This is a genomic window from Kribbella sp. NPDC055071 (assembly GCF_053608045.1).
Genome location: NZ_JBSGUS010000018.1, coordinates 27,212 through 41,439 on the forward strand (window position 1 = coordinate 27,212; position 14,228 = coordinate 41,439).

The following is a 14,228-nucleotide window of genomic DNA, read 5'->3' on the forward strand; positions in this document are numbered from 1 at the left end:
TGGTTGCTGCCGGGGTCGGATGCCGTGGCCCACTTGGGCGGCTGTGCCGAGCGGAAGCCGGAGTTAGTGGTTGAAGAAGAGGTGGTTGGGGGAGGTTACGAGGATTTTGTGGCGGTCTTGGGGGGAGGGGGACCAGTCGGCCAGGAGGTTGAGGAGTTCGCCGGTGTTGCGTTGGCCGTCGGGGAGGTGGGGCCAGTCGGAGCCCCAGAGGAGGCGGTCGGGGTTGGTGCGGACCAGTGCGGTGCCTAACTCTTGGACGGAGCTGAGGGCCTTTCCGTTGGCGACGCGGTAGGGGCCGGAGAGTTTGATCCAGCAGTTGCCGTTGTCGCGGAGGACGTCGAGCAGGCGGTCGGCGTCGGCGGAGGTCAGTCCGTCGGCCTCTTTCATGTAGCCCATGTGGTCGATCACGAAGGGCTGGTCGAAGTCGGCCAGGAACGGCAGGAGGTCGCGGACCACCCGGCCGGGTGTGTAGAACTGCAGGTGCCAGCCGCGGGCAGCGGTGCGCAGAGCCATCCGGCGGACGTACGCGATGATGTCGGCCGTCGGCAGGTCGGCGCGGGCGAACAGGTCGAGTCTGATCGCGCGGACGCCGAGATGGTCGTAGCGATCCAGTTCCGCGTCGGTGACATCCTCCTCCACCCGGACCACCGCGCGGCACCGATCGCCGAGGAGGCGAAGGATGTCGAGGGTCAGGCGGTTGTCCGTGCCGTAGAAGGTGGGCTGGACCAGCACCATCCGGGAGATGCCGAGGAAGTCGGTCAGCGCGAGGTACTGCTCCAGCGTGCCGTCCGGGAAGGTGTACAGCGGATTCGGGACGTGCGGATAGCCGGGCTCGAAGAGATGGAAATGCGCGTCGCAGCTTCCGTCCGGCAGCGTGAAATCGGGCCGGGTGTTGGACGACGCCGGGCGCATGGGTGTGGTCTGGAGAGTAGTCATGACACCTCATCGGTCGATCGGAGTACGGCGTCGGCCCGGGCCTGCACCGCGTTGAAGAGAAGGTCGGTGTCCATCCCGGTCAGGATCAACGGGCAGACGCCGAGCTCGGCGAGTGAAGCGAAGAGCCCGGGGTCGGAGATCCCACCGAGCATGAAGAGCTTTCCGTGAGCCGCGCACGCCTTGCCGACCTCGGCGACCGCGTCCCGGACCAGCGGGTGGTCGTACTGTCCCGCGATGCCCAGCTCCGCGGTCAGGTCGTTGGCGCCGAGCGCCAGCATGTCGACCCCGTCGATCGCGGCGATCGCTTCCGCGTTGCTGATTCCCAACGGCGTCTCGAGCAGGATCTGTACGACGGTCGCCGTGTCCAGGGTCGGATTGAGTACGGCGGCCGGCGTCGGCCGCATCCCGAGCGCGGGCACGCTCGCGAGCTGGGATCGCTGACCACGGGGAGGAAAGCGACACGCCCGTACGACGGTCAACGCCTCCTCGGCCGTCTCGATCCGGGGAGCGACGATGCCCAGCGCGCCCCCATCGAGTAGTCGACCGATGGCGCCGTACTCGCGTTCCGGCGTGCGAACGAACGGCATCACGCCGAGGTCGGCCGCGGCTGCGCACAACGAAGCCGCGGTATCGAGCGACATCGTCGAGTGCTCGAGATCGACCAGGACCGCGTGATGACCGGTCGCCTGAGCCACTCTGATGATGTCGGGTCCGCGGGATCCCCTGATGCCCAGCATGAGCGTCGTCCGGCCGGCACGGAGCCGGCCGAGGAAGTCGTTGCCGGCGTTCGTCTGCTGCACGAATCTGTTCATCGGACTCCAGGTCGCTGTGGGGCGGTGCCGGCGCCGAAGAAGAGCGCGGCCATGTCGGGTCGGGCGAGGAGTTCGTCGGCCGGTTCCGAGAGCAGGACGCGGCCACGTTCCATCACGACGCCGTCGCTCGCGAGCTGCAGGCCGAACCGAACGTTCTGTTCGACCATCAGGACGGTCACCCCGAGGTCGTTCATGGTCCGGGTGCTCTCGAACACCACCGCGCAGGTCTTCGGATCCAGCCCGAGCGTGGGTTCGTCCAGCAGCACCACCGTCGGCGTCGTGACCAATGCCCGGGCGAACTCGACGATGCGGCGTTGGCCACCGGACAGGTCGGCGGCCTTGTCGCCGGCCCGCTCTGTGATCACCGGGAAGGCCTCGGCCAGTTCGTCGAGCCGCCGTCTGAGTCGGCGCCGATCGCGGCGGATCAGATACCCGCCGAGCAGCATGTTGTCGCGAATCGTCAGGTTCCCGAACAGCCCGCCCTGCTGCGGCACCTGGGCGACGCCACTTGCGAGGACCTGGGCCGGGGACAGGTTGTGAACCGGCTTGCCGTCCACCAGAATCGTTCCCTCGCGTGGCTTCAACAGTCCGCTCAGAGTCCGCAGCAGTGTCGACTTGCCCGCGCCGTTCGGCCCGACGACACAGGTGATGCTGCCTCGGGCAACGGTCAATGTCACCCCCTGCAGCACGTCTCCACCGCCATACCCGGCCCGCACGTTCTCGAACTCGATCATGAGCGTGGTCCGATCGTCGTCGGTTCGAGGACGAAGTCGTCGCCGAGATACGCCTCCAGTACGGCGGGATCGGTACTCACCGTCGCCGGTTCGCCGGACGCGATCACCTTGCCGCGGGCAAGCACCGTCGCCTGGTCGGCCAGCGAGAGGACGAACTGCATGTCGTGCTCCACGACGACGAACGTTCGCCCGGTCGCGTTCAGCGAAGCGATGAGCTCCGCAAGCCGCTGCAACAGGGTCGGGTTGATCCCGGCCGCGGGCTCGTCCAGCAGGATGACGGCCGGATCCAGCATCAGCATCTGCGCGAGCTCGACGAGCTTGCGCTGACCGTAGGACAGCTCGGTCGCACGTGCCTCGACGTACTCGCCCAACCCGACGAACTCGAGCAGCTCCGTGGAGCGAGCGGCCTCGGCGCCCGAAACCGCCGAGTGCGTCAGCCGGCGGAGGCGGAAGCTGGAGTTGACCGCGGCAACGTTCTCCAGCACGGTCAGGCTGTCGAAGAGTCGTGGCAGTTGATAGGTCCGGCCGATTCCCGCGAACGCACGACCGGTTCGATCCAGTTTCGCCAGTGATTTGCCAGCTAGGGCGACGTCGCCGTGCGCGGGTGTATAGGTCCCGTCGATCACGTTGAAGAGCGTGGTCTTCCCCGAACCGTTGGGCCCGATCAGAGCCGTGATCGACCCCGCCGGCACCACGAGTGACACGTCGTCGAGGGCCTTGACCCCGCCGAAGCGGACCGTGACGTCCTCAACCTTCAGCACGTCCGTGCCGTCAGCGGCTGCGCGTGCACTTGCCGGCGCGGTAGGCACCGCGGTGTCAGCGAGTCGGGCACCGGTGAGGCTCGTCGCCCGTCGTTCGAGGAGCTGCCCGACCGACGGAATGATGCCTTTCGGCAGCGCCAGCGTGACCAGCAGAACGAGCCCACCGAACATGACGAGCCGCCACGCGCCCGCATCCACGCCACCAACTGAGGTGTTGGTGACCTCGCCGAGCAACACGACGATGAACGCACCGAGCACCGGACCCCAGACGGTCGCCCGGCCACCCAGCAGGACAGCCAGGACCACCTGCATGCTGAGGACGATGTCGAACATCGTGCTGACCGTCAGGAAGCTCACGTAGTACCCGTAGACGGCGCCGGCCACGCCGACAAGCACCGCACTGGCCATGAAGGCGACACTCTTGTAGACGGAGGTGACGACACCGATCCCAGCCGCCTTGTCCTCGTCATCCCGGATCGCGACCAGACCGAGCCCGAACTTCGAACGCCGGATCCCGGCAGTCATCACCAGACTGAGCAACAACAATCCGAGCAGCGCGTAATAGAACGGCCAGTTGTGAAACCGCACATCCCAGCCGGGCAACGGCATCAGCAGGCCTTGACTGCCGCCCGTCAGCGACGACCAGTTCCGCACGATCAGCCCGAGCAGTTCGAGCATCGCGTACGAGACGATCACGAACCCGACACCTCTGGTACGACGGGTGGTCCAGCCGAGCACCAACGCGACAAGCGCGGCCGCGACACCTCCGAGCGGCGCGACGAGGAACGGAGAGACGTCCCACTGTCCCGCCAGGATGCCTGCCGTGTACGCGCCGACACCGATGAACGCACTGTGCCCAAGACTCACATACCCCGTGAACCCCGAGATGATGTTCCATCCCGAGCCCAGTACTCCGAGCAGGAAGACCAGGATCAGCACGTTGTGGATATAGGAGCTCGGGGTGAGAAACGGGATCGCGGCAACGAACAAGATGCCGATGGCAACGACCGAACGGCGAGGGAACCGGCGACCGGCCCGCTCCGCGGCACTCATGGCTGCGCCCCGTCGGCCCGGACTCGCCCACCGAGCAGACCCTGCGGGCGGAGCAGCAGGATGGCGATGATCAGCACGTACGGGACCGCCGTCGCCCACCGCGTATCGACGTACGAGGACGTCAGGGCCTCACCCAGACCGAGGATCGCGGCCCCGAGTGCTGCGCCGACCAGACTGCCCAGACCACCCAGGATGACCACGCACAGGATGCGTCCGATCCAGATGTAGTGGGAGTCCGGCACGAACTGGTAGATCACCGCGAGGGCCGCGCCGCCGAACCCGGTGGTCGCCGCGCCGATGGCGAACATCTGCGCCATCGTCCGGTCCACGTCGACGCCGACCAGCGCGGCGCTGCTGCGATTCGTCGAGCAGGCGCGGATCGCGCGGCCGAGGAAGGTGCCGCGAAGCATCGCGGACAGAGCCCCGAGGATGGCCAGCGCACCGACGAAGGCATAGAGCTGGGCCCGCGGCACCACCAGCGAGCCGAGCTGGAACGACGTGTTGAAGTAACCAGGCGTCGCGGACCGCACTTCGGTACCCCAGATCAGTGACATCACCCCGCCGGCGGCGATGGCGACGCCGAACGACGCCACCATCGCGAGCTCGTGGTCGATCCGGTGGACCCGCGCGATCACGGTCCGGTAGAGGATCCAGCCCACGCCGTACATGACCGGGGTGATGACGATGCCGGCCAGCAGCGGATCGATCCCGGTGCGCGCCCAGATCCACCAGCTGAGGAAGGCGGCCAGGACGATCGTCGCCCCGTGCGCGAGGTTGATGATCCTCATCACGCCGAACACCAGGCTGAACCCCGACGACATCAGCGCGTACACGCCACCCACCAGGAGGCCGAGTACGACGGTCTGGAGGAGAAGCGTCACGAGCCACTCCAGCCCGGCTTGGTGAACAGGATGTTGGTCGAGGTCGCGGCCGACTCAGGGCTGACGATCTTGATCGTGCCGCCCTGGAACTGACCCAAGAGCATGTCGCCCTGCGGCCGGCCGGTCGCGTCCCAGCTCAGCGGGCCGACGATGGTGTCGACGGAGTTCTTGTGCAGCCAGTCCGCGATCGCGGTCTGGTCGAGCTTGCCGACCGCCTTCACCGCCGTCGCCAGCACCTGGCCGGCGGTGTAGGAGTTGGCCGCGTCCTCGCTCGGCGCTGTCTTGAACTGCTTGGTGTAGCCGGCCACGAATCCCGTGTTCGACGGGTACTTCGCCTGCGGGCTCCAGGCCAGGTAGGTGAAGATCCCCTCGGTGTTGGCGGCGCCGATCGACTTCGCGAACGCCGGGTCGGTCGGGGTGTTGAGTTGGTAGAACTGCTTCGGGGAGAAGTTGACCTTCTGGAACGAGCGGATCAGCGAGATGCCGTCGGTCGCGATCGAACCGTTGATGACGAGATCCGGCTTGGCCTGCTTGATCGCGTTGGCGATCGTGTCGAAGTTCGAGGTGTCCGGGGCGTAGGTCTTGTCGTACACGGTTGTGACGCCGAGCTTCCCCAGACGTTCGCCGAAGAGCTTGGCCGCCTGGGTGGTGTTCGGGTCGTCGAGCTGCACCAGCGCCAGCGTCTTCGGGCGCTGGTCGGCCGGCAGCTTGGCGATCAGATCGACGAAGCGGTCGGGCAGCTTCTGAGTGGTCGCGGGCTGGGCGAAGAACAGGTACTTGAAGTCGCGCGCGAAGATCTCGTCAGCCCCGCCGGACGGCTGGACATAGGCGTATTTGTACCGCTCGGCGACGGGTGCGACGGCGACGTTGAGGTCGGACGAGAAGGTGCCCAACAGCAGGTCCACCTTGTCCTGCGAGATCAGCCGGGTGTAGTCGGAGATGGCGGTCTGCTGGTCGAAGCTGTCGTCGAGCACCTTCAGCTCGACCTTGCGGCCGAGCAGGCCGCCTTGGGCGTTCAGCTCGTCCACCCAGTACTGATATCCCTCCATCCCGGGCTTGGCGCGGTCGGCGACCGGACCGCTGAGTGGCAGCGACATACCGATGACGATCGGCTTGCTACTGGCGGTGGACGAACTGGCGGCGGGCTTCTCGCCGGACAGACCGCAGGCCGAGGTGAGAGCCAGGACGGCGACGATCGCCGTACCGGTCGTGCGGACACGACCCGGGCGGCGGATGCTGGGACGACTCATGATGCCTCTCCTTCGTAGTCCCGTGAGTGGAAGTGATCGTGAGCAGGCGGGGTGGCGTGGACCGGATACGGTTCGCCGTCCAGGCCCGGGACGAAGATCTTGGCGGGATCGTTGCCGTTGTCAACAAGTTGTTCGGCGGCGAAGTCGGTGACGGCGCCGGAGAGGAGTTGGCGTGGGTCCTCGAGCACCAGGCGGAGCCGCGAGGTCAGCGCGAACCAGTCGGTGGCGTCGGAGACGGCCGGCAGCTCGCTCACCGTCTCGATGCCGGGGTGGATGGGCCGTCGGCCCGGTGGAGGCGGCTCGAACCGCGGATAGCCGGCGAACATCTGCTCACCCAGTTCGCAGGTCGCGCGGACGCCGGACCACAGCCGGCGGTAGTCGGGCTCGAGGGCCGAGACCGCGTCGAGGTTGGTTCCGTCGTACGTCGGGAACACCGGTGCATGGGGTGCGATCAGGAGATTCCGCTCGGGGAGCCGGCCCCGGGAGGCCGCGTGAATCACTCCGGCGACGCTGTTGCTGTCCCTGGTCACGCCGGCGGTCGGGCGGCCCTGGCGGCCGGCGATGATCACCATCGTGTCCTCCCACGGCAGGCCCAGGCCGTCGAACCAGGTGACGAGTCGGTGCCCGAGGTCCATGCCGAACAGGTAGAAGGTCGCGACCATGATCCGGTTGAGCGGCACGGGTAGTTCGTCCGACGGGCCCTCGAGGTAGTCGCGTCGTACGGTCTCAACCGTCAGGTAGGACTCGTCCGTGAGCGATCGCTCGAGGATCCGTTCGGTGACCAGGCAGGCGTAGTCGACCATGGTGGCGATCGCGGGTTCACGTCCGGCGAAGCTCCCGATCTGGACCAGATCACGCCAGAGTTCGGTCGAGTTCGCCGCGCGGGTCTCTCGGGTTGCCGCCAGGAGTTCGGCGCCGGCCGCCTGCCACGGGCCGGTCGGGTTCAGTGCCTTGACCCTGGCCAGCGATGCGACGGCCGGCCCGAGGTGGGAGACGGCGGTCAGCTCTTTGAAGCCTCGGGTCGAGAGGCGGAAGCCTTCGATTGTCGGCGGTTCGCCGTGGCCGGGATAGAGCGCCAGATCGCCGTGGGTGGCGACGATCAGTGGGGCGTCGGCGTACGTGCGCTCGGAGGCGAGAGTGAGTTGACCGCCGATGCTCAGCGGGGATCCGGTGTAGGCGTGGAAGAGCCGGGTAAAGGCAGGTGACTCGTAGCCGGCCATCAGGCCTCGTCGGAGAATTGGTAGACGACGGTCTCGGCGGCGAACCGGAGGTCCGCGCTGAGGGAGTTGGAGACGGCGAACGAGATGCCGCCGTCCAGGCCGACCACTTCGGCGTCGGTGCCTCCTGTCGTCGGGAATTCCGCGATCGTGACGAAACGATCCTCCTGCCAGCGGTAGATCTGGGAGATCAGGGACGGCATCGGATCGGCCGGCGTACCGGTGATGAAGTTGACCCGGATCAGGTAGATCCGTCCGTCCTGCTCGACCACGCGGAGCTCACGGGCACCGAGCCCTTCGAGGTTGCCGACAGCAACGAATCGCTCGCCGTCCCAGCGTCGTACCGTCGGTGGTTCGGTGAGGGCGGCGGCGATGAGATAGGTGTCGTCGCCGTAGCGGAAGTGCGCGAAGGCCCGGCCGGCCTGCTCGAGCAGTGTCTGGTGTCGGACGTACCGCGATCCGTCCCAGCGGTAGAGGACGCTCTCGGCGACGTGATCGGCGTGCGCGACGAACTGCTGGTCGTCCAGAACGAACGGGTGCCAGTTGTACGCCCACTGCGACTCGATCAACTGGACCTGGACGAACTTGGTCCCGTCCCACTCGAAGATGATCGAGTCCCGGTTGTTGCCCGCGAACTGGGGGAGAGCGAGACCTTGCGCCAGGCCGAGGAAGTGGCGTTGGCCGATCGACCAGTGCTTCCACTGCTTGGCCGCGAACGTCGGGATCGCCTGGAAGAGCTCGAACCCGTCGCCGTTCCAGGCGTAGATGAGCGACTCGGTGGCGTACTCGTACGGGCCCGAGCCGGTGCGGATGCAGGCCACGGCGAGGAAGGACCGGGCACCGATGGTGAAGAACTCGGCGTCCTCACCACCGGGCGCCCGCAGGGTGGCGAACGGCGCGTATCCGCCGTGCTGCCGTTGCAGGACAAGTAGCTCGGTGTTGCTGTCACCGGCATTCATGCCGGCCGGAGTGCCGGGTACGTCGACCGCCAGTTGCGGGATCGCGAGCAGTTGCCGGCCGTCGATCGCGATCGCCTCGACGGCGCGGGCGCCCGAGGTCGGGATGCGCTGAAGTTCGGTCAGTTTCCGGGCCATGCCTAAGGGAACAAGCCCTGTCCTTCGCCCAGCAAGGGGCGTAGGTTGACGCTTGAGGTCATGGAGCGTTAACAGAGGTGACGCATGCTCGACACATCCAAACTCCTGGTTCTGCGTGCCGTGGCTGAGCACGGCTCGATCGCGGGCGCGGCGCGCGAGCTCGGGTACACCCGCTCGGCGGTGTCCCAGCAGATGTCGGCGCTGGAGCGATCGGCCGGCGTCTCGCTGCTGATCCGCGGCGGCAAGACCGTGACGCTGACGCCACTCGGGCGGCGGCTGCTCGAGCACACCGAGCGGATCCTGGTCGAGCTCCGGGCGGCCGAATCGGCCATGCGCCAATCGGACGGGGTGGCCGGGCGGCTGAAGATCGGGATCCCGTTCCGGGAGGGACCGCCGATCATGAGTACGGCGCTGACGAAGGTCCGGCAGCGGTATCCGCGACTCGAGGTCTCCCTGGTGGCGATCTCGGATCAGCAGGGTGCCGAGGAGGTGAAGCGCGGCCGGTTGGACGTGGTGATCCTCTCGACGTTCGGGGCCATTCCACCGCTGCCCGAAGCCGGTCTACGGCAGTGGATCCTGGGGTGCGACCGGTTGAGTCTGTGTACGCCGTTGCAGCACCCGCTCGCCGATCTGGAAAGCTGCCGGATGGAACAACTGAGGGACGAGTCTTGGGTCGTCTATCAGAACCATCCGCTCAGCACGGTCCTGCTGGGATTGTGTTCTGGCTCCGGCTATCGCCCGCGGGTGGCGGCTACGGTGGGGGACGTCGCGACCGCGTTGGGGCTGGTCGGAGTCGGCTGGGGGCTGACGATCGCGCCCGACCTGACTCCCGGTGCGCCGGAGAGTTCGATCAAGCGCATCGCGCTCGACGGTGTCGATGCGAAGCGGTACAGCGTGCTGGTGTGCCGCGACGGTGAACAGGACATCCCGGAGATCGAGGCCGTCGTCACCGCTGTCCATACCGTCACTGCTCGTACCTTCACGGTGTTGTAGACCGGCTTCCGCCTGGTGGAAGTCGGGTCGCGGTCCGCTCGCGCCTCGGGCACCCTGCAGGGACACTCGGAGAGGGGCAGCGGCGTGCGGACACAGGTGGCGATCGTCGGTGCCGGACCGGCCGGGCTGGTGCTGTCGCACCTGCTGCAGTTGCGCGGGATCGAGTCAGTCGTCGTGGAGAGGCGCAGCCGCTCGTATGTTCCCCTGGGCTGGCTCGAAACGTGGGTTGCAACCTTCGCCCTGGCAGAACTCGCCGAGCGTGCCGGCCTCCTCGCGCCGGCCGGTTGTCGATCTCGATCCACGAGCTGCCGCCCAGCAGCACCCCCTACGCCGTGTTGACGACAACGACTACCCTCTGCCACGCCACCCAAGGGACTGCGTGTCAGCGTCGGCCGAGATTTTGATCTCATTGATGCCACGATTCCGTGGATGGCGGGGACAGTGGCTATGCATCGTGGTCCTGGCCGGCGTAACGGTCTACGCGCAGCGACGCGGCGTCGAAGTCGTCTGGCAGGCCGGTGACGCGGATCGTTGCTGCGTCTCCGTCGCGCAGGTCGAGGTAGTTGGCGCTGAACGAGACCCCGGGTGTGGGGCTGGCGATCCTGCTCATGTAGCAGTATCCGGACGCGCGCAGCTCCATGACGGCGCTGGTGCAGTCGGTTTCGATGACCCGGGACTCGAGGCGGCCCGCACCGAAGTCGAGATCCTTGAGTGCTGCGAAGAACATGCGGTTCTGCTGGATGACCCCGTCGCGGTCGGAGACCCAGGCGAACCGGTCGGTTGCCGGTTCGATGACGCTCGCCGCCGCGCTCCACACGATCCGCGACTCGTAGGCGTCCATGGTTACCGGGACGGTGTCGTCGGCCAGGTGCTTGCCTGCGAAGGTCGCGACCTCTGCGCGCAGCTGCAGGGTGACCGGATTCGGGCTGCTGTTGGTGACCCAGAGCCGCACACCGCCGTCTTCGGCCCGTGCGAAGCTGGCGAGCACCGGTTGGTACGAGCGCTGCACGAAGTAGTAGCCGGCCTTGGCGATGAGGTCGTAGTCGATGATCGACCAGCTCATGCCGGGCCACGCGTCGTTGAGCTGCCAGACGAGGGTGCCGCTGTTGTGGGGCTGGCGGCGGCGATAGTGCTCGATGCCGAACTTCAGCCCTTCGGCCTGGGTGGCCATGGAGAAGTCCAGGTACTCGCGCAGATCGGTAGCCAGGCCGGTTTCGACGGCCATGAGGTCGTCGCCCTTGTTCTTGGGCATGTCCTTGTTGCGGTTGAGCAGCTGAGGGCTGCCGAGGGTGAGGGTGCCCGGTTCGGTCCAGCGTTCGAGGGTGGCGAGCTCCGGCGCGGCGTGAATGCCGAATTCGCTGATGAATTTGCCGTGGTCGTAGGCGTAGCGGCGGAAGTGGACGGCTTCGCCGTGGGTGGCGAACTCGGTGGGTCCGCCTGCGCCGACATCGACGCCGTGCCACACCTCCCAGGCGTGCCGGTCGCCGTCACGCACGCCGTTGACGCCGCGCGGGTCGTCCTCCCCCCAGGGGCTTCCCGGCCAGTACGCGATCTCGGGGCAGTTGCGTGCGACGGCGTCGGGCAGGACTTCGTGGAAGAACGCGTATCCCCAGTCGCCCGGGGCGCAGGACGGGTCGAGGATGCCGTGGATGGCGTGCACCTCGTTGTTGCCGCACCACAGGGCGAGGCTGGCGTGGTTGCGCAGGCGGCGGGTCTGGAACTCGGCCTCGGCCGCCACCTCGGCACGCAGCGTCGGGTCGTCGCTCGGGTACTCGGTGCAGGCGAACATGAAGTCGTGCCAGAGCAGGATCCCGGCCTCGTCGCAGGCCGCGTAGAAGGCGTCCTGTTCGTAGGTCCCGCCGGCCCAGACGCGCAGCATGTTCATGCCCGCGTCCTTGGCCTTCGCGACAAGCGCGCGGCAGCGTTGCGCAGTGACCGAGCCGATCATCGTGTCGGCCGGAACCCAGTTCGCTCCGCGTGCGTAGGTGGGGGTCCCGTTGACACTGAAGCGGAAAAGCCGACCTCCCTCTTCAGGGTCCGGGGATCGGTCGAGGGTGACGATGCGAAGTCCGAGGCGTCCAGAGGCCTCGTCGAGCACCGTGCCGTCCGGACTCTGAAGTCGGATGAGGGTGTCGTAGAGTCGCGGCTCGCCGAGGTCGTGCGGCCACCAGAACTCCGCGTCGTCGACCTCGATCGTCGCGGTCGCCTGCCTGTTCCCTGGAGTCCGGTCGCCCACCAGTTCGAGCCGACGCTCGATGCTCGCGCCGGACGTCGAGGTCAGCCGGACGACGGCGGTGACCGGCTGAGGGTGGGCGAAGGCGTCCACATCGAGGTCGACGGCCACGGTGGCAGTGCGTGCGGCGAGGTCGATCGCGGTCGAGCGGATGTGTTGGCCGGTGATGACGGCGCCGCGTTCGACATGCAGTTCGACCGGGCTCAGCACACCGACGGAGGGGAGCCGCGGGGCGAAGTCCCACCCCCAGGAGAACGTTGCTTTGCGACGGAGGGTGAGTGCGAGGTTGCCGTGGACGCCCGGGAGATGCTCGTCCTCGGCCGCCGGCTGTTTTGCGGACGGCTTGTCGGAGCCCATCGCCCCGGCGATCAAGGCACTGATGAGTTCGCCGTTCTTGACGATCGACTCGGGCGGCGTCAATCCTTCGAGTGGGGGACTGAACCGCACGATGAGCTCGTTGTGCTCGGCTACCACGCCGGTGACGTCGAATCGGGCCGGGCGGAACTGGGAGGTGTGCCGTCCGAGCAGGGTTCCGTTGAGCCAGACGGAGGCCACGGTGTCGAGGGTCGGGCACAGCAATGTCAGCCGTTGGCCGGTCGCGGGTCGGGCGGCGGTGAATCGGGTGCGGTACCACCAGGTCCGGCGTTCGACCCATCCAGCAGCCGCGTCGTTCATGTCGTGGTACGGGTGGGCGATCCGGCCGGCCGCGACCAGACTCTCGTGTACACCGCCGGGGACGCGCGCGGGCAGCCAGTCTGCGTCGGCGAGGGCGGCGTCGGTCGGTTCGAGGACGGTGGAGTCCGTGCACGCCAGGTCGAAATCGTGAAGGAGGGTCGACATCGGGTGGTCCCCTTTCGGGTCGGTCAGTGCACGCGTCGGATGGCGCTGACGAGGCCGCCTCCGATGGTCGCGACGAGGACGGTGAACAGGAACAGGGAGTGGTACCCGAGCGTGCTCACGAGAGCGGTGGCGATGGCGGGCGCGATGAGGGCGGGGGCAGCGTTGGCGACGCTGAGCATGCCCAGTTCCTTCGCTTCGGCGCCTGCTGTCGGCAGCACCTCCACCATGAGCGCCGAGTCCACTGACAAGTAGAGCCCGTAGCCCACACCGCTGATGGCGTAGAAGAGGGTGAGGCTTTCGACGGTGGGGGACAGCATCACCGGCACTGCCGCGGCCGCGATGCACAGTGAGGCCGCTACGACCAGCATCTTGCGTCGCCCGAGGCGGTCAGAGAGCAGGCCGCCGCCGATCGCTGCGAGCAGCGCGGTCACGCTGAGTATCAGCATGCCCGTGGCGATGTGCGCGGCGGCGGACGTGGTCCCGATGCGGAGGTAGTCGGTGTAGATGTACAGCTGGTAGTAGACGACGACGGTCAGACTGAGGATGACGCAGAAGCGTCCGGCGAACGCGAGCAGGAAGTCGCGGTCGCACGGCGGGACGAGCGACCGCAGGACCGCACGCGCCGAAGTACTGTTCGGCGGGATGTCGTCACTCGGCCGCCCGTTCATGCACACGACCAACAGCAGCGCCGTTGCGGCCATCAGCCACGGCAGGACGGCCAGGCCGGCGCCCGGCGATCCGATCGCAGCCGCGGCCGCGATTCCACCGAATGCGGTACCGACCAGGTATCCCCCTGCGAGGTACGCCGACGCCCTGCCCAAGGCAGCGCCGCTGACCCGGTCGGGGAGCAACGCCGTCGATGCGGCCTGCATGGCGTTCAGCCCGCCCTGGTAGAGCATGAATCCGAGCAGTTGCAAGGGCAGCGTCGGCAAGAGGCCGGTCATGGTCAGGCCGCCCGCGGAGGCTAGGGCTCCGCCGAGGATCCACGGGTTGCGACGGCCGAACCGGCTTCGAGTGCGGTCGGAGAGCGCGCCGCCGATGACGGTGCCCAGGATCGCCAGCACGGCACCCGCGGTCGTGATCGCAGTGAGGGCCCCCAGCTTGCCCTCAGCGCCGTAATCCCTGGCCAACAGTGCCTGCAGGAGCGTGCCGGCGGCCGCCGACGGCAGGGCCCAGCCGATGTTGAGGATAGCGAGCAGCGGGCCCAGCCGGCCAAGCCGCGCACTGCGTGGAGCCGCCGCGCCCGCATCCGGGTGTGGCTTGCGCTGCACCCGAGCGGGGGCCAGTGCCCCGCTCTGCGGAATGGGTTCATCGGACATGGGCGACCTCGCCTGATGCGTCGTTGCGGAAGGTTGCTTTCGCACCGTACGCCCAAAAACCTAGTAAGACTAGCTTTTCGGATCGCGGCCTCAGCCTGGCTAGAC

Annotated in this window: 12 protein-coding genes; 2 read left to right on the top strand and 10 right to left on the bottom strand. The window is 67.5% G+C overall.

All coding sequences use genetic code 11. The annotated features are described in order from the left end of the window. Positions 1 to 63: 63 nt before the first annotated feature. Genes ACWF4Z_RS27470 through ACWF4Z_RS27505 form a run of 8 tightly spaced genes read right to left on the bottom strand, consistent with a single transcriptional unit; the run spans position 64 to position 8,738 of the window. The gene (locus ACWF4Z_RS27470) at positions 64 to 936 is read right to left on the bottom strand and encodes an amidohydrolase family protein (protein ID WP_452246026.1); all 873 of its coding nucleotides are present in this window, start codon (positions 934 to 936) and stop codon (positions 64 to 66) included. Then, the gene (locus tag ACWF4Z_RS27475) at positions 933 to 1,748 is read right to left on the bottom strand and encodes an HpcH/HpaI aldolase family protein (RefSeq protein WP_452246027.1); all 816 of its coding nucleotides are present in this window, start codon (positions 1,746 to 1,748) and stop codon (positions 933 to 935) included. The genes ACWF4Z_RS27470 and ACWF4Z_RS27475 overlap by 4 nt, the downstream gene beginning before the upstream one ends. Continuing rightward, positions 1,745 to 2,482 carry an ABC transporter ATP-binding protein gene (locus ACWF4Z_RS27480; protein WP_452246028.1) on the bottom strand — a complete coding sequence of 246 codons (738 nt, stop codon included), beginning with the start codon at positions 2,480 to 2,482 and terminating at the stop codon, positions 1,745 to 1,747. Before ACWF4Z_RS27480 ends, ACWF4Z_RS27475 begins: the two co-directional genes overlap by 4 nt. Continuing rightward, complete coding sequence (locus ACWF4Z_RS27485; RefSeq protein ID WP_452246029.1) at positions 2,479 to 4,296, bottom strand: branched-chain amino acid ABC transporter ATP-binding protein/permease; 1,818 nt, start codon at positions 4,294 to 4,296, stop codon at positions 2,479 to 2,481. Before ACWF4Z_RS27485 ends, ACWF4Z_RS27480 begins: the two co-directional genes overlap by 4 nt. Next, complete coding sequence (locus ACWF4Z_RS27490; protein WP_452246030.1) at positions 4,293 to 5,177, bottom strand: branched-chain amino acid ABC transporter permease; 885 nt, start codon at positions 5,175 to 5,177, stop codon at positions 4,293 to 4,295. The genes ACWF4Z_RS27485 and ACWF4Z_RS27490 overlap by 4 nt, the downstream gene beginning before the upstream one ends. Beyond that, complete coding sequence (locus tag ACWF4Z_RS27495) at positions 5,174 to 6,427, bottom strand: amino acid ABC transporter substrate-binding protein (RefSeq protein ID WP_452246031.1); 1,254 nt, start codon at positions 6,425 to 6,427, stop codon at positions 5,174 to 5,176. Before ACWF4Z_RS27495 ends, ACWF4Z_RS27490 begins: the two co-directional genes overlap by 4 nt. Next, positions 6,424 to 7,647 (bottom strand): DUF5624 domain-containing protein, encoded by a 1,224-nt coding sequence (locus ACWF4Z_RS27500; RefSeq protein WP_452246032.1) that lies wholly within the window; start codon positions 7,645 to 7,647, stop codon positions 6,424 to 6,426. The genes ACWF4Z_RS27495 and ACWF4Z_RS27500 overlap by 4 nt, the downstream gene beginning before the upstream one ends. Continuing rightward, on the bottom strand, positions 7,647 to 8,738 hold the full coding sequence (locus ACWF4Z_RS27505) for a hypothetical protein (RefSeq protein ID WP_452246033.1): 1,092 nt from the start codon (positions 8,736 to 8,738) through the stop codon (positions 7,647 to 7,649). The genes ACWF4Z_RS27500 and ACWF4Z_RS27505 overlap by 1 nt, the downstream gene beginning before the upstream one ends. Before the next feature lie 84 nt (positions 8,739 to 8,822). Between ACWF4Z_RS27505 and ACWF4Z_RS27510 the strand changes: the two genes are divergently transcribed. Beyond that, positions 8,823 to 9,731, top strand: a complete 909-nt coding sequence (locus tag ACWF4Z_RS27510) for a LysR family transcriptional regulator (RefSeq protein WP_452246034.1) — start codon at positions 8,823 to 8,825, stop codon at positions 9,729 to 9,731. Between the two features lie 96 nt (positions 9,732 to 9,827). Continuing rightward, positions 9,828 to 10,070, top strand: coding sequence for an FAD-dependent monooxygenase (locus ACWF4Z_RS27515; protein WP_452246172.1), 243 nt, complete (start codon positions 9,828 to 9,830; stop codon positions 10,068 to 10,070). A gap of 106 nt (positions 10,071 to 10,176) precedes the next feature. Here the strand turns inward: ACWF4Z_RS27515 and ACWF4Z_RS27520 are convergent, their stop codons facing one another. Further along, complete coding sequence (locus ACWF4Z_RS27520; protein WP_452246035.1) at positions 10,177 to 12,804, bottom strand: beta-mannosidase; 2,628 nt, start codon at positions 12,802 to 12,804, stop codon at positions 10,177 to 10,179. A 23-nt stretch (positions 12,805 to 12,827) separates the two neighbouring features. Continuing rightward, complete coding sequence (locus ACWF4Z_RS27525) at positions 12,828 to 14,123, bottom strand: MFS transporter (RefSeq protein ID WP_452246036.1); 1,296 nt, start codon at positions 14,121 to 14,123, stop codon at positions 12,828 to 12,830. Positions 14,124 to 14,228: the final 105 nt, after the last annotated feature.

What these genes read in the sequence shown, in the direction of transcription:
- ACWF4Z_RS27470 (WP_452246026.1), bottom strand. Translation starts at nt 936, where the DNA reads ATGACTACTCTCCAGACCACACCCATGCGCCCGGCGTCGTCCAACACC.
- ACWF4Z_RS27475 (WP_452246027.1), bottom strand. Translation starts at nt 1,748, where the DNA reads ATGAACAGATTCGTGCAGCAGACGAACGCCGGCAACGACTTCCTCGGC.
- ACWF4Z_RS27480 (WP_452246028.1), bottom strand. Translation starts at nt 2,482, where the DNA reads ATGATCGAGTTCGAGAACGTGCGGGCCGGGTATGGCGGTGGAGACGTG.
- ACWF4Z_RS27485 (WP_452246029.1), bottom strand. Translation starts at nt 4,296, where the DNA reads ATGAGTGCCGCGGAGCGGGCCGGTCGCCGGTTCCCTCGCCGTTCGGTC.
- ACWF4Z_RS27495 (WP_452246031.1), bottom strand. Translation starts at nt 6,427, where the DNA reads ATGAGTCGTCCCAGCATCCGCCGCCCGGGTCGTGTCCGCACGACCGGT.
- ACWF4Z_RS27500 (WP_452246032.1), bottom strand. Translation starts at nt 7,647, where the DNA reads ATGGCCGGCTACGAGTCACCTGCCTTTACCCGGCTCTTCCACGCCTAC.
- ACWF4Z_RS27505 (WP_452246033.1), bottom strand. Translation starts at nt 8,738, where the DNA reads ATGGCCCGGAAACTGACCGAACTTCAGCGCATCCCGACCTCGGGCGCC.
- ACWF4Z_RS27510 (WP_452246034.1), top strand. Translation starts at nt 8,823, where the DNA reads ATGCTCGACACATCCAAACTCCTGGTTCTGCGTGCCGTGGCTGAGCAC.
- ACWF4Z_RS27520 (WP_452246035.1), bottom strand. Translation starts at nt 12,804, where the DNA reads ATGTCGACCCTCCTTCACGATTTCGACCTGGCGTGCACGGACTCCACC.
- ACWF4Z_RS27525 (WP_452246036.1), bottom strand. Translation starts at nt 14,123, where the DNA reads ATGTCCGATGAACCCATTCCGCAGAGCGGGGCACTGGCCCCCGCTCGG.